Consider the following 14436-nt stretch of genomic DNA (forward strand, 5'->3'; position numbering starts at 1 on the left):
ATTAGCCAGTTCCTACGAGCTGAGGGATGACCTAGCGTCCGGCAGGTGACCGGATACCGCCAGGTGCTCGCCGTGCCAGGGTTGGCACCGCTGCTGGGCGTTTCGCTGCTCGCCCGCACCGCGATCACGGCCGACGTGATGGCGCTGACGATGTATGTCGTGCTGGGCCTGGGCATGAGCTACGCGGCCGCGGGTGGTGTCGCGGCGGCGCTGACCGCCGGGGTGGCGCTGGGCGGGCCGCTGCTTGGTCGCCTGATCGACCGGCGGGGTCTGCGCACCGTGCTGCTGGCAACTGTCGGGGTGCAGGCCGTGTTCTGGCTGAGCGTGCCGATCCTGCCGTACGGGATCCTGCTGGGCGCCGCCTTCGCGGCGGGGCTGCTGATGGTGCCGGCTCAACTGGTGACCAGGCAGGCGATCACCGCGATGACGACGACGGGGCAGCGCCGGGCCGCGTTCGCGCTGGAATCGGTGCAGGGCGAGCTGTCGTACATGGTGGGCCCGGCCGTCGTGATCCTCGGTGCGGCGACGATGTCCCCCGGCCTGGTCGCCTGGGGCGTCGGCGCCGCGATCGTGGCCGGCGGGGCCGGCATTGCCTTGCTCAACCCGCCGCTGCGTACCGAGGACGAGGCGGATCCCGGCACGGCGGGACGGCCCCCGCGCCGGGAGTGGCTCGGCGCCCGCATGATTGCCGTACTGACGATGGCGTTCGGTGCCACGATGCTGCTCAGCGGGGTCGACCTCGCCATCGTGGCCACGCTCAGAGAAGCAGGTCAGGTGTCCTGGGCCGCTGTGGTCGTGGCCGTGTTCGGCGTGGCCTCCGTCGCCGGCGGGCTGATCTATGGCGCGCAGTCCCGGCCGCTGCCCACGTGGCTGCTGCTCGGCCTGCTCGGACTCGTGACGATTCCCGCCGGGCTTGCCCACGACTGGCGCTGGTTGTGCGTGGCAGTCGTCGGCGCCGGGCTGCTCACCGCGCCGACCCTCGCGACGGTGGCCGACGCGGTGAGCCGGCTGGCGCCGGCCAGCGTGCGGGGTGAGGCGACAGGTCTGCAGTCCTCGGCGCTGAGCGCGGGTTTCGCGCTCGGATCCCCGATCGTCGGGCTGGCGATCGACGTCTCCGTGCCGGCGGGCGGCTTCGCGGCAGCCGGGCTGGCCGGCCTCGCCGCCGCGCTGGCCGGATGCCTGCTGTCGCGCCGACCGCCCGCTCGAACGCGGCCTCCGGTGCTGTCTCGCACGGCGGTGCCGGCCACGACCACCCAAGGGCTCTAGTAATAGTTGTCGATCGGCTGGCGTGCCTCGTCGAACAGTGCCGGCCCCTCGTACCGTACCGGGGGCAGCGGCGGGGCAGCCGGCTTGATCTCTTCGAACTGTTCGGCGGACAGGGCGTACACCACCCGGCCGAGGCCAGACCGGTCGATTGCGGTCGCGCACATCGGGCAGGGCTGGCAGCTGGTGAACATGGTGGTCCGTGCGGCCACGTCGGGGGCGAGTTCCCGAGCGGCCCAGCGGGCCAGCTTGAGTTCCGGATGAGCGGTGATGTCCGAGTCGGAGACCACGGTGTTGTGGTCCTCGATCAGGACGGTGCCGTCAGCACCGGCCAGCAACGAGCCGAACGGCCGTTCGCCGGACGCCCCGGCGCTGTTGGCGAGTTCCACGGCACGGCGGAGAAGCTTCTCGTCGTCGGGAGTCATCGGTCCTCCTGGGTTTTGTGGTACGCGGCCACGGCCGCAAGGGTCTGCCAGGCGCGTTCGGGCTGACGGATCTCGGCCAGATCGCCGTTGAACGGGTCGAGCACCACCGTCTGCGCGCCGAGCAGACGGATCTGGTCGAGGTCGGCGATGATCTGGTCGATGGTGCCGACACCGGCGAGCCGGTCCGGGGCGGTGACCGCTTCCCGGGTCTCCTGGAGCTTGATACGCGGCGTCAGCGCGGGCGCCGGGCGGCCCAGTTCCTCGGCGGTGGCCTTCAGCCGCCCGGCTGCGTCCGCGAGCCATCCGGCCGTGACCCGCAGCGGGTGCCAGGCGTCACCGAGCAGCACCGCGCGACGGATGCCGGCGTCGCTGTTGCCGCCGACCCAGATCGGGATCGCCGCCGTGTCGTAGTCGTCGGTGTTCCGCCAGGCGTCGCGCATGGCATGCAGGTACTCGTCGGTCAGCGCGCCGCGTCGCCGGAACGGCACGGCGAGCGCCTCGAACTCCTGCCGGGCCCAGCCGACACCGACACCGAGGACGAGCCGGCCGCCGCTGAGTCGGTTGAGGTTCGCAGCCATCCGGGCGGTGAGCAGTGGGTGCCGGTACGGGACGATGAGCACCGTGGTGCCCAGCCGGACCCGGCGGGTCACCCCGGCCAGCCAGGACAGCGTGGTGAACGGCTCGTAGAACGGCGCCGGATACTGCTCGGCGACGTCCGGGGTCACCGCGATGTGATCGGAGACCATCAGCAGATCGAAGCCGAGGCCCTCGACCGTCTGTGCCCACTGTCGCAGCACCTCGGGGTCGGTACCCGGGCCGAAGTTCGGTACGTTCACACCAATTTGCACGGCTCCCACGCTAGTCACGGCGGGTGCGGGCTGTGAACAACGTCTTCCCGGCCTTGGCTGGTCTGCGCCGTGAATCCGCCGGTAGATTGGCCCCATGGCCGAGGATCTTGATGCCATCGATTGGTCCATCCTGACCGAGCTGCAGGGCGACGGCCGCCTGCCCATCACCGAGCTGAGCCGCCGGGTCAAGCTGAGCGCATCGGCCACCACCGAACGGGTGAGGCGGCTGGAGGCGACCGGTGTGATCACCGGTTACCGCGCCGAGGTCGACCTGCCCAAAGCGGGCTTCGCCGTGCTCGCGGTGGTCCGGCTGAAGTATCCCGGCAGCCGGCACGACCCGCTGCACAAGCTGCTGGAGCGCCGGCCGGAGATCCTGGAGTGCCTGCGCACCACCGGAGACGACTGTTACGTGCTGAAGGTGGCCGCGACCTCGATGGCGCACCTCGAACAGGTCGTCAACGAACTCGCCGCGTTCGGCAGCACCACCACCAACGTGGTCTACAGCGCCACCCTGCCCTATCGCGGCCCGCGCCTGGCACCGCCCCACTCCTGACCCTGATCGAGGACCTCAGCTACCACCGATGACGCGCGGGTCCGGTCAGGACGGTCCCGAGGAGGCCGCGCCCAGCCGGTACGGCAGGTCGGCCCGCCGCCGGACCCGCAGCTTGCGATAGACCCGGGTGAGGTGCTGCTCCACGGTGCTGACGGTGACGGACAGCTGGTCGGCGATCTCCCGGTTGGTCAGGCCCTGGGCGGCCAGGGTGGCGACCCGGCGTTCCGCCTCGCTCAGCGCGGCGACCTGCTCGGCGTCGACGCGGAGCGTGGCGGTGCCGCCGCCGTCGTCGTGGGTCCGCCGTCCGGAACCGGGGAACCCGCCCTGCTCGGCCACCTGCCGGGCGCGCCGGGTCGACATCCGGCCCTGGATGGTGTTGCCGACCGCGTGGTGCGCCGCGGCCTCGTCGTTGAGGGCCCGCACCAGGGCGAGGCGGTCGCCGGCCTCCTCCAGGATGTCCACCGCCTCGCGCAGCAGCGGCAGCCGCTCCGGCAGCGGGCTGACGGCCGCGGCGACCAGCAGGGTGAGCCCGCGGCTGCGGCTGCGCCGGTCGCCGACCATCCGCATCTGCTCGTCGGCAAGCCGCGCCGCCTCGGCGGTGCGGCCCAGCGAGAGGTAGACCCGGGCCGCCTCGGTGCGCCAGGGGACCAGGGCGGGCAGGTCGACCTCCCAGACGCGCATCAGCTCCCCGCACGTGTGGAAGTCGACCAGTGCGGCGTCGGGGCGTTGGGTGGCGGCGTAGTAGCGGCCCCGGGCGTGCAGGAAGTGCAGGCCGAACGGTGTCTGGAAGGTCGCCGGGGGCAGCGGCTGGTTGACCACCTGAGCGGCCTCGTCCAGGTGCCCCGTGGACACCAGCGTCAACACCCGGGTGGAGACCGGCCCGCCGACCGCCACCCCCCAACCGTCCCGGTCGACCAACGCCAGCGCCCGCTCGGTCTCGGCGGCGGCGACCCGCAGGTCACCCTGCCGGCGGGCCGCCTCGCCGTGCAGGGCCGCCAGGATCGCCTGCCAGGTCGGCGGGAACCGCCTGCCCCGTCCGGCGGCCAGCCGTGCGGCCCACCGGGCCGCCCGGTCGGCCCGGTCGTCGCACACCAGCGCGATCAGCGCCGCCGTGAGGTCCACCGGGTTCAGCCGGTCGTAGCGCTGTTCGAGCAACCGTTCGAGCTGCCGGTGCCGGCCGGTCACCCCGTCGACGGCGGCGAGGAGCAGCTCCGCCGGGTCGCCGTCCGGGGCGGCGTGCGGCGCCGGCGCCGCACAGGGGTCGCCGAGCAGCGTGCGCAGCCGCCGCCCGACCGCCGGGTACGCGTACGCCAGGAGGTTGCGGGACCGCGACAGCAGGCGGGCCGTGCGCGGGTCGTCGACGGTGAACCGGGCGTGCCGCAGCACCTCCATGGCCTCGTCCACCCAGCCGTGCCAGAGCAGCTGCTGGGCGGTGGCCACCCCGGCCCGGGGCCCGAACCCGCCGTCCCGGGCCGTCGCCGCCAGCCCCTCCAGGTGCCGGGCGGCGAGGGACGGGTCGAGCTGCCACTCGACGCTGCTCATCAGCACCTTGAGCCCGATCCGGTCGCCCGCCTCGGTGGCGCCGGTGTGGGCCAGCTCCAGCAGGTCGATGGCGCCGTGCAGGTCGCCGTCCACCACCGCCTGCCGGGCGGCCTCGCGGAGCACCGGCACCGCCCAGTCCTCCGGGGGCGTGCCGGCGGCGACCAGCTGCCGGGCCACCTCGGCCGGAGCCGCGCCCTCCCGGTGCAGCAGCTCGGCCGCCCGCCGGTGCTGCTCCGGCCCCTCCTCGGCGATGAGGTGACGCAGCACCACCTCCCGGGCGGCCGGGTGGCGGAACCGGCCCTCCCGCAGCAGCCCGGACGCGGTGAGCAGGTCCAGCGCGGACCGGGTCGAGTCGGCGTCGGCGTCGGCCAGCCAGCTCAGCGTGGTCGGTCGGCTCGCGTCACCCAGCACGGCGAGCGCCCGCGCCACCCGCAGCGTGGTCGGCGTGCCCTGGTAGAGGCAGTCGAGCACGGCCTCGGTGAAGGCGTCCCCCACGACGACCGACCCGGGCCGGCCGCCCGGGCTGTTGCGGGCGTCCTCGACGAGGGCCTTGACCAGCAGGGGATTGCCCCCGCTGACGGCGTGGTGGTCGGTGGCCAGGGCCGCGTCGATCAGCCCGTCGGTGTGCTGCGCCAGCAGTGTGGCGACCCCGTCGACGGAGAGCGGTTCGAGCGGCAGCAGCTGCCGGCCCGGCGCGTCGATCAGGGGCGCGTACGCCCCGCCGGCGCCGGGCGAGGCGGCGAGGAACAGCAGGATCCGGTGGTCCTCGAGCCGGCGCCCCAGCTCGACCAGGCAGTGCACGGAGGCGAGGTCGGCGTGGTCCACGTCGTCGGCGGCGATCACCAGCGGGGTGGACCGCGCGGCGCGCAGCACCTCGGCGCAGATCCGGTCGACCAGCGACGGGTCGGCCCGCTCGGGCGGACCGGACATGGTGCCGAGGGCGATGGTGCCGTCCAGGAAGCGGGCGGCGGAGGCGAGTGCCGGGTCCTCCGCGCCGCTCGCGAGCAGCTGCCGGATGACGCCGTAGGGGAGCCCGGCCTCGCGCCGCGAACCGGTGGCGAGCAGGACGGTGGCGCCGGCGGCCCGGGACTGCGCGGCCAGCGCGGACAGCAGCGCCGTCTTCCCGGTGGCCGCCGCGCCGACGGCGACCACCTGCCGGCCGTGGCCGGCCAGCGTGTCCCGCAGCGCCGCCCGCAGCCGCGACAGCACCTCGTCCCGTTCCACCAGCCCCACGGCAGCCCCCAGGTTCCGCTCAGGCGGGGGGAACGGTTCGGCCGGCACGGGTGCTCAGCCGCCGGGAGGCGGCGCCCCCCGGAAGGCGTTATTCACCTCCCCCTCTGCGGCGCAATTCCGGACATCATGAAGCGATCCGCAGCTCGGTGAATGCGACTGAACTGCGGGCGGCAAAACAATTCCTCCCCAGGGCGATCATTTTGCCACCGCGCCAGTTGGCGGGCAACCGACGTCGGATTGTTGTCGCTGCCCAGTATCTGGACGACAAATCGGCGGGCGAGTGGACCTTCGCCTCTACAGTGGACACGTCTCGTTTCGCGGCGCCGGGCAGGCGGCGGCCGGGTGGTCAGTCCCGCTCGCCGGGTGCGGCGTGGGCGACGCCCCGCCGGGCGCCGGCCGCGGCCAGCGACCGGCGCAGGGCGCCGAGCAGCACCGGGGCCGAGTCGCGCAGGAAGAAGTGACCGCCGGGGATCGGCTGCAGCTCGAACCCGCTCGTGGTGTGCCCGGCCCACGGCGTCGCGTCGTCGGGCGTCATCAGCGGGTCCCGGTCCCCGACGAACGCGGTGATCGGCGTGGGCAGCGGTGCGTCCGGGACGTGCCGGTAGCTGTGGCACACCCGCAGGTCGTCGCGGACCAGGTCGATCGCGGCGTCGCGCCACTCGGGGTAGTCGAGCAGCATCTCCGACATGCCGCCGATGCGGACCAGCAGCGCGGCGAGATCGTCCGCCGCCATCCGGGGCACGTCCGTCATCAGTCCGGGGCGGTCGGGGGCGGGATAGGCCCCGACCGCGAGCAGCGTCGGCAGCGCGGCGCCCCGGTCGCGCAGCCGCTGGGCGACGGCGTACGCCAGCAGGGCACCCATGCTGTGCCCGTAGAACGCGAACGGCGGGCGGAAAAGGTCCCCCAGCTCGCGTACCAGCTCGTCGACCAGCCGGGTCATGTCGGTGGCCCGGGGCTCGGACAGCCGTCCCTCCCGGCCCGGCAGCTGCACGGGCAGCACCTCCGCCCGGGGGCCGAGCCCGCGCTGCCACGTGGCGAACGCGGCGGCCGAGCCGCCGGCGTGGTGGAAACAGAACAGCCGCAGCCCGTCGGCCGTGGGGGCGGGGGCCCGCAGCAGGTACGGGGTCAGCATGCCCGCTCCGTTCCGCCCCGGGGGAGCGGCCACGCCCCGCCCGGGATCCACGACGAGTCGAGGTCGGTCACCGGACCGCCTCCTTCCCTGTCGGTCGACGTCGGCCCGCCGATGGTGGCCCGGCTCGCCAAAGCCGCCCCAAACGGGCCGTTGCGGGTCCACTCTCGACGGCCGGCGGCGGCACCTCGCAGGGTGTCCGCACCGCTACTTTGCGGTAGTCAGTACTTGTTGACGAGCCCACAAATTCGCCATAGGCTGACCGCATGGCGGCAATTCGTACGTTCGGCCCTTAGTACGTCAGCCAAACTATGAATTCACGGTCTTCGTCCGCAGTAAACGCCGAGGCGTGGCAAATGGGGCGGCCGCGCAATCGGGACCATCCAGCGCCGTGTCGAATGGTCGACTGACGGTGTGCGGTTGCGCCTGCGGACCTGGTGGGGAACTGCCCGGCCACGATTCCCGCGGTCGGGAGGAGTCCCTCCCACCGAGCTGACACCGCCGGCCCTCCCGTGCGCACCACGACGGGATGTCCGGCAACGCCCCGACCGGCGCGCCGGTCACCACCGTCTCCGCGAGCGGGTGGACACCGCCCGGGCCGCGACCGGCGGGGTGTGGCCGCGTGGGAACAGGGGAGGACTGGCATGGCCGACATCCGCGCCCGGTGGGACGGACGCATCCGGTGGGCGGGCCCGGCCCGGACGACCGGTGTGGATGGAGCGCTCCGCCCAGGGCACGGGTCGTGAGGCCGGGCCCGGTCGAACTGGACGAGGTGATGGCGCGGCTGGCCGCCGGTCGGCTCTGGGCGGTGCGCCGGCTGCCGTCGGCGGCGAGCGCCGTCCTGGCCGTGATCACCGCGGTGTGCCCGGCGCCCGACGTCGGGACCGGCAGCGCCGTCCAGGATCCGCGCCCGACGGCCTTCCCGGCTGATCCCCGCTGGGTCGCGTACGTCGACCCGGTGACCGTCCTGCTCACCCCGGTCGAGGAACTCGGGTGGTGGCTGCTCCACCAGGTGGGCCACCTGCTGCGCGGGCACGCCACCCGGTCGCCCCTGCGGTCCGGCCCGGCCGCCGGCGCCGATGTGCGGCTCGGGCGCCGCTGGCGGGTGGCCGCCGACGTCGAGGTGAACGAGGATCTGGCCGACCACGGGCTGCGCCCGCCAGCCGGTCAGCCGACGGCTGCGTCGCTCGGGCTGCCGCCCGGCCGCACCGCGCAGGAATACCTGGCCCTGCTCGTCCGCGACGACCGGGACCCGGTGCCCGCCACGGACTGCGGCAGCGCCGTCGACGGTGTCCGGCGCCGCTGGGACGACGCCCGGATCGACGGTCTCGACGCGCTCACCCGGGCGGCGCTGCGGCGCACCGGGCCGGGCCGGCCGAACTAGACCGCCCTGGTGCGGCGCGCCGGGCCGGCTGAACTAGACCGCCCCGGTGCGGCGGGCCGGGCCGGCCGAACCGGACCGCCCCGCTCACCCCCGCCGACCGCCCTCGGTCTGCAGCTCCCACGGCAGGTCGGTGCGGCGCCGGACGTTGAGCTTGCGGTAGACCCGGGTGAGGTGCTGCTCCACGGTGCTGATCGTGACGAAGAGCTGGTCGGCGATCTCCCGGTTGGTGTGCCCGGACGCGGCCAGGCCGGCGACGCGCCGTTCCGCGTCGCTCAGGTCGGTGACCCATTCGTCCGGCACGGTCGGCAGCGCCTCCTCGGTCACGTCCACCCGCACCGTCGCCGGCAGCAGCCTCCGTACGCTGGCCTCCGCACCGCACTCGCGCGCCCAGAGCTGCGCCTGGCGGGCGGCGGCCTCGGCCTGCGGCCGGGCGCCGAGCAGCTCCTGGGTTCGGCTGATGTCGGCGAAGACCAGGGCCAGGTTCAGCCGGTCACTGCACGCCTCGAAATGGGTCAGCGCGTCGTGGAGCAGGGCGGGCCGCTCGGCCGGCGCGACGGTGCCCGCCAGCACCCGCAGGGTCAGCCCCCGCGCCCGGTGCTGCCCGGGCGCGAGCAGGTCCAACTGCTCGCGCAGCAGCTCCCGGGCCCGCTCGGGGCGGTCGAGCGCCAGCAGGGCCAGGGCGGCGTCGCTGCGCCACGGCAGCACCGCCGGTTGGTCCCGATCCCACCGGCGCAGCATCTCGCCGCACCGCTCGAAGTCCGCCAGGGCGGCCGGGAAGTCCCGCGCGGCCAGATGGTAGCGCCCCCGGGCGTGCAGGTAGGTCAGGCCGAACGAGGTCTGGAACAGCCCCGGCGGCATGGCCACGCCGAGGCACGCGGCCGCGTCCTCCAGGTTGCCCAGCCCCACCGCGGTCAGGATCAACGTGGCGATGGGGATGGCCAGCGCGACGCCCCAACTGGCGGCCGGGAGCAGCTTCAACGCGTCGCGGGCCTGCCGCTGCGACTCCCGCAGGTCGCCCTGCCGGCCCACGATGCCGGCCCGCATCGCGGTGAGCAGGGCCTGCCACATGGGCGCCCGCCGGCCGTCGAGGGCACGGAGCAGGCGGTCGCACCACGACCCGGCCTTCTCCAGCTCGTCGGCGTACATCAGGGCGGCCAGCGAGGTCACGATCGTGCCGAGGGTCAGCTCGTCCGGGTCGCACTTGGCCAGCAGCTGCTCGGACCTGGCCACGTCGTCGCCGCGGGGCGCCGCCCCGGCCAGAGCGTCCACGCCGTGCAGGGTCGGGTCGGCGAGGACGCGCGGCGGGCGCAACGCGGCGGAACGCGGCTGGCGGCTCTCCAGCAGCTGCCCCAGCTCCGGGAAGGCGTGGCCGAGCCACGGGCGGAGCGCCGCGATGGTGACCGCCGCCTCGCCGGTGGGCGGCCCGGGCCGCTCCACGAGCCGGGTCAGCGCCGCCCGTGCGGTGTCGATCTGGCCGGACCAGAGCAGGAACTCGATGACGATGGCCTCGTGCCGCCCGCTGATGAGGCCCTGCCGCAGCGCGTCGACCAGGTCCGGCAGGTGCCGGCTGGCGGTGCCCGGGTCGATCCGCCACTCGATCGCGGCCAGCGTGGTGCGGATGGCGGCCCGCTGCCGCGCGTCCGAGCACTGGTCGTCGGCCAGGCGCAGGCAACTCAACGCCAGGTCCAGCTCGCCCTGCGCGAGGGCCTGCTCGGCGCCGTCGGTGAGCACCCCGATGGTCCATCCCGCGCTCGGATGGCCGGCGGCGACCAGGTGCCGCGCGACGGCCAGCGGCGGGCCGCCCTGCCGGTGCCGCAGGACGGCGGCGCGGGCGTGCAGGTTCACCAGGTCGTCGGGGTCGAGTGTCTCCAGGACGGCGGCCCGGGCACGCGGGTGCCGGAAGCCGCCGGGGCCGAGCAGGCCGGCGGCGCGCAACGCGGTCATCGCCTCGTCGACCAGCACGGGATGCACGTCCAGCAGGTCGGCGACCAGCGCCGGGTCGCCGTCGTCGCCGAGCAGCGCCACGCCCTGGCCCACCCGGCGGACGATCCCGTCGGTGCGGTGCAGACAGGACACCACCGCGCGGGTGAACCCGTCACCCACCACCAGCCCGGGCCCCGCCTCCGCGCCGAGGCGCCGGTTGTCCACCAGCAGACCGCGGGCCAGCAGCGGGTTGCCACCGGTGAGCGCGTGCGCCTCGGCGGCCACCGCCGGCGGCTCCCGCACAGCCGACACCTCGCCGAGCAGGGCAGCCAGACCGGCGCGGGACAGCGGAGCGAGCCGGAGCCGCCGGCAGTGTGGCAGCCGCAGCAGCTCACCGCGGAGTGCGGACCGCCCCGGATCGGCGTCGGCCGAGAGCGTGAACACCAGCATCACCCGGCCGGTGCTGGCCCGGCGAGCCAGGAACAGCAGGGTGGTCAGCGACGGAACGTCGGCGTATTGGAGGTCGTCGACCACGACGACGATCGGCCGGGCCCGGGCCAGGGTGGCGAGTTCGGTCCAGAGCCCGTGCAGGACCGCAGGACGGACATGGTGCGCGTCGTCGGCGCCGTGCATGTGCAGCGTCGCGGTCAGCACCGCGTTCTCGGTGAGCTGCCGCAGCTGCGCCGAGTGCGGCTCGGCCTGCCGCATGAGCTGGGCGACCAGCCCCAGCGGGCGGTCCCGGTGGCCGCGCGTGGCGGTGGCCGAGAGCAGCACCGCGCCGCGTTCACCGGCGGCGCGGGCGAAGGCCTGCACCAGCTCCGTCTTGCCCACGGCCGTCGGGCCGCTCACCAGGACGACCCGCCCGTCACCTCCCGTCGTGCTGCACAGCTCGCCGATCAGCGAGTTCATCTCGTCGGTCCGCTCGATCAAGGTCATCGTCGAACGCCCCCGGTCGACCCGTCGTTGTTCCCCCGCGACGGCTCCGAAGAGTGACCGCGCGACAGTGCCGAGTGAAGTTTGCCCGCCGCGTGTTTCCACCGCAATACCCGTCGATGGCCGCCGCGGAACGGCGGATCGGCGCCACGGTGACCCGCCCGCCCCTCCTGGCTGGCCCGCCCGGCGGCGACGAGGGCGGTTGGGTCCGCTTTGTGGATCCTTCAGCTCCCGATGGTCGGCTCGACGGCGACACGCGGCCAACGGGCGAGGGGCGGACAGGCATGGAGGTGGTGGGACGGGGCTTCCTCGGCCGCGGCCTCGCCCGCCTGGCCGACGCGTACCCCGACGTGACGGTCCTGGCCGCCGGCGTCTCCAGCACCCGCACCGCCGCCGACGACGAGTACCGCCGCGACCGGTGCCGGGTGGCCGAGGTCGCCGGGCGGTGCCGCCGCGACGGCCGGCTGCTGGTCTACCTCTCCTCGGCCGCGGCCGACGTGTACGGGGCACCCGGCTGCCGTGGCCGCGAGGACGAGCCGGTCACCCCGCGCTCCGCGTACGGCCGGCACAAGCTCGGCCTGGAACGGCTGGTGCGCGATTCGGGGGTGCGCCACCTGATCGTCCGCCTCGGCTACGTGGTGGGCCCCGGCCAGCCCGACCACCAGCTGCTGCCGGTCCTGACCCGGGCGGTCCTCGCCGGGCAGGTCGACGTCTTCCGGGGCGCGTACCGGGACCTCATCGCGTTGGACGACGTGGTGCGCATCCTCGACCGCCTGCTCGACGCGCGGGTGGACGGCCAGGTGGTCAACGTCGCCTCCGGCCGGGCGGTGCCGGTGGAGGACATCGTCGACCACCTGGAACGGCGGCTCGGCGTGGTCGCCCAACGGCGCTTCGTCGACGGCCACCAGCGCTACCAGGTGTCGCTGGCGAAGCTGCGCCGGCTGGTGCCGGACCTGGCCGGGTTCGGCCCGCACTACTACCGGGACGTCATCGATCGGCACCTCGCCCTGAGCCGGTCGGCCTGACCGGTCGCCCCACCGAGGAGGTACCCGTGCGAGTCCTGTTCATCCCCATGGGCTGGTCCAGCCACTACTACCCGATGGTCCCGCTGGCCTGGGCGTTCCGCGCCGCCGGCCACGAGGTGCGGGTGGCCGGGCAGCCGCCGGTGATGGAGCCGGTGCTGCGCTCCGGGCTGGTCGTGGCGCCGGTCGGTGCCGGCTACGACCTGATGGCCGGCGTGGCCGGGCTCAACGACCGGATCCGCCAGGCCCGGGGCCGGATGCCGGCCAGCGTGGAGGGCATGCGCGCGCTGCCCCCCGAGGTGCTCCGCGACTTCCGCAACCTCCAGTACACCCCGCACGTGGCCGCCGCGACGGCGATGGCCGACGAGGTGGTCGACCTGGCCCGTCGCTGGCGCCCCGACCTGGTGGTGACCGACCCGGTGACGCTTGTCGGGCCGGTGGCCGCCGCGGCGGCCGGCTGCCCGCTCGTGCACCACCTGTGGGGCCCGTACATGCCGGGGCTCGACCACTTCCCGGGGCTCGGGTCCGACCCGGCCGACTGGCCCACGGAGCTGCGCGCCCTCTACGCCCGGCTGGGCGTAACCGAGCGGACCCGGTACGCGGCGGCCACCGTGGACCCCTGCCCGGCGAGCCTGCAGAGCGTCGGCGTGCCGGACCGGATCCCCGTGCGCTACGTGCCGTACAACGGCTCGGGCGCCGTGCCGTCCGGGCTGGCCGAGCCGGCCGGTCGACCCCGGGTGTGCGTGTCGTGGAGCATGTCGAACACCCTCGCGGTCGGCGCCGACGGCTTCCAGGTCCCGGAGATCATCACCGCGCTGCGCCGGCTCGACGTCGAGGTCGTGGCCACGGTGAAGGAGTCCGACCGGGCGGCGCTCGGCGACCCGGGCCCCGGGGTCCGGCTGCTGACCGAGACGCCGCTGCACCTCATCCTGCCCGGCTGCGCCGCGGCGGTGCACCACGCCGGCGCCGGCACCATGCTCACCGCCGCGGCCTGCGCCGTGCCGCAAGTGCTGGTCACGCCGGTGCCCGACCAGACCTTCAACGCCGAGCGGCTCGCCGCCACCGGCGCCGGCATCGCCCTGAAGGCCGACGGGACCACGGTGGACGACATCGCCACGGCGGTCTCCACGGTGCTCGCCGATCCGGGTTGGGCGGGCGCGGCCGCCCGGCTGCACACGGAGATCGTCGCGCAGCCTAGCCCGGCCGAGGTGGTGTCCGCGCTGGCCCGGCTGTGAGCCGCCGGCGCACCCAGATGTGGAGCTGGTCCGCGGCCGCACGCCCGGACCGAGGAAGGGGTTGACGTGACGGAACGACAGGTCTTCGCGCCGGACGCGCTGGCCGGCCAGGTCGCGGTGGTGACCGGCGGCGGCACCGGCATCGGGTACGGCATCAGCCGGGCCCTGCTTCGCCACGGCGCCACGGTGGCGATCGCCTCCCGCAACGCCGAACGGCTCGCCGCGGCGGCCGAGGCGCTCAAGGTCGACACCGGCGGCACCTGCGTGGCGGTGCCCTGCGACGTACGCGAGGAGGGGGCCGTGCGGGCCCTGGCCCGCGGCGTCCGCGAGCAGCTGGGCCCGGTGTCCCTGGTGGTGAACAACGCGGCCGGCAACTTCCGGATGGCGGCCGAGAAGGTCAGCGCGCGGGGATTCCGCACCGTGGTGGACATCGATCTCTTCGGCACGTTCCACGTCAGCCAGGCATTCGTCCGCGACATGATCGCCGCCGGCGGCGGTTCCATCATCTCGATCCTGATGCCGGACCCGGAGCGGGGCTTCCCGCTCTACTCGCCGGCCGGGGCGGCGAAGTCGGCCATCCTCTCGCTGACCCGCTCCTGGGCGCGGGAGTGGGGGCCGCACGGCATCCGGGTCAACGCCATCGGCCCCGGCCCGATCCCCACCGAGGGCGTGGCCGTGAACATGATGGGCATGTCGTCGCAGGAGAGCGCCGACGTGTTCGGCAACATGCGTGACACCCTGCCGCTGCGCCGGCTCGGCACCGCGGACGACGTGGCCGCCGCGGTGGTCTTCCTCGCCTCGCCCGCCGGCTCCTGGATCACGGGAAACCTGCTCAACGTGGACGGCGGCGTCTCCCTGCCCTGACGGGGACGGCTCCCGCCGCCCGGCCGGGCGGCGGGGGCCCGCGCCGCCCCGCGGGGTGTTGCCGGGGGGGGCGCGACGGGCC

11 protein-coding genes are annotated in these 14436 nt (G+C 74.8%); 6 read left to right on the forward strand and 5 right to left on the reverse strand.

The genetic code is table 11. The features are described from left to right. The first annotated feature begins 45 nt into the window (after positions 1–45). A complete protein-coding gene (locus tag ABZ452_RS27075) occupies positions 46–1266 on the forward strand; it encodes an MFS transporter (RefSeq protein ID WP_357948493.1) in 1221 nt (406 codons plus the stop codon). On the opposite strand, the gene ABZ452_RS27080 is transcribed toward ABZ452_RS27075, so the two are convergent. Continuing rightward, on the reverse strand, positions 1263–1688 hold the full coding sequence (locus ABZ452_RS27080) for a nucleoside deaminase (protein ID WP_357948496.1): 426 nt from the start codon (positions 1686–1688) through the stop codon (positions 1263–1265). The two genes, ABZ452_RS27075 and ABZ452_RS27080, sit on opposite strands and share 4 nt — an antisense overlap. Further along, a complete protein-coding gene (locus tag ABZ452_RS27085) occupies positions 1685–2536 on the reverse strand; it encodes an LLM class flavin-dependent oxidoreductase (RefSeq protein WP_357948499.1) in 852 nt (283 codons plus the stop codon). The genes ABZ452_RS27080 and ABZ452_RS27085 overlap by 4 nt, the downstream gene beginning before the upstream one ends. Before the next feature lie 94 nt (positions 2537–2630). Between ABZ452_RS27085 and ABZ452_RS27090 the strand changes: the two genes are divergently transcribed. Continuing rightward, complete coding sequence (locus ABZ452_RS27090) at positions 2631–3089, forward strand: Lrp/AsnC family transcriptional regulator (RefSeq protein WP_357948502.1); 459 nt, start codon at positions 2631–2633, stop codon at positions 3087–3089. Between the two features lie 45 nt (positions 3090–3134). Here the strand turns inward: ABZ452_RS27090 and ABZ452_RS27095 are convergent, their stop codons facing one another. Both ABZ452_RS27095 and ABZ452_RS27100 read right to left on the reverse strand, forming a co-directional pair. Continuing rightward, positions 3135–5855: an AAA family ATPase gene (locus tag ABZ452_RS27095; protein ID WP_357948504.1), complete on the reverse strand. Its 2721-nt coding sequence runs from the start codon at positions 5853–5855 to the stop codon at positions 3135–3137. A 355-nt stretch (positions 5856–6210) separates the two neighbouring features. Beyond that, entirely contained in the window at positions 6211–6996 is a 786-nt protein-coding gene (locus ABZ452_RS27100) for an alpha/beta fold hydrolase (RefSeq protein ID WP_357948507.1), read from the reverse strand. A gap of 739 nt (positions 6997–7735) precedes the next feature. On the opposite strand from ABZ452_RS27100, the gene ABZ452_RS27105 reads away from it, so the two are divergent. Next, positions 7736–8377, forward strand: a complete 642-nt coding sequence (locus tag ABZ452_RS27105) for a hypothetical protein (protein WP_357948510.1) — start codon at positions 7736–7738, stop codon at positions 8375–8377. An 84-nt stretch (positions 8378–8461) separates the two neighbouring features. On the opposite strand, the gene ABZ452_RS27110 is transcribed toward ABZ452_RS27105, so the two are convergent. Continuing rightward, complete coding sequence (locus ABZ452_RS27110; protein WP_357948513.1) at positions 8462–11236, reverse strand: AAA family ATPase; 2775 nt, start codon at positions 11234–11236, stop codon at positions 8462–8464. 281 nt (positions 11237–11517) lie between these two features. Between ABZ452_RS27110 and ABZ452_RS27115 the strand changes: the two genes are divergently transcribed. The 3 genes from ABZ452_RS27115 (at position 11518) to ABZ452_RS27125 (ending at position 14354) form a co-directional block, all read left to right on the forward strand. Then, complete coding sequence (locus ABZ452_RS27115; RefSeq protein WP_357948516.1) at positions 11518–12258, forward strand: NAD-dependent epimerase/dehydratase family protein; 741 nt, start codon at positions 11518–11520, stop codon at positions 12256–12258. Between the two features lie 26 nt (positions 12259–12284). Beyond that, positions 12285–13490 (forward strand): nucleotide disphospho-sugar-binding domain-containing protein, encoded by a 1206-nt coding sequence (locus ABZ452_RS27120; RefSeq protein WP_357948519.1) that lies wholly within the window; start codon positions 12285–12287, stop codon positions 13488–13490. A 66-nt stretch (positions 13491–13556) separates the two neighbouring features. Next, positions 13557–14354, forward strand: a complete 798-nt coding sequence (locus ABZ452_RS27125) for an SDR family oxidoreductase (protein ID WP_357948522.1) — start codon at positions 13557–13559, stop codon at positions 14352–14354. The last annotated feature ends 82 nt before the right edge of the window (positions 14355–14436 follow it).

It is taken from the genome of Micromonospora sp. NPDC005707, from assembly GCF_040631005.1.
GTDB lineage: Bacteria > Actinomycetota > Actinomycetes > Mycobacteriales > Micromonosporaceae > Micromonospora.

Excerpts from the sequence above, each read along its gene's own strand:
- ABZ452_RS27080 (WP_357948496.1), bottom strand. The coding sequence starts at position 1,688 with ATGACTCCCGACGACGAGAAGCTTCTCCGCCGTGCCGTGGAACTCGCC.
- ABZ452_RS27115 (WP_357948516.1), top strand. The coding sequence starts at position 11,518 with ATGGAGGTGGTGGGACGGGGCTTCCTCGGCCGCGGCCTCGCCCGCCTG.
- ABZ452_RS27100 (WP_357948507.1), bottom strand. The coding sequence starts at position 6,996 with ATGCTGACCCCGTACCTGCTGCGGGCCCCCGCCCCCACGGCCGACGGG.
- ABZ452_RS27110 (WP_357948513.1), bottom strand. The coding sequence starts at position 11,236 with ATGACCTTGATCGAGCGGACCGACGAGATGAACTCGCTGATCGGCGAG.
- ABZ452_RS27090 (WP_357948502.1), top strand. The coding sequence starts at position 2,631 with ATGGCCGAGGATCTTGATGCCATCGATTGGTCCATCCTGACCGAGCTG.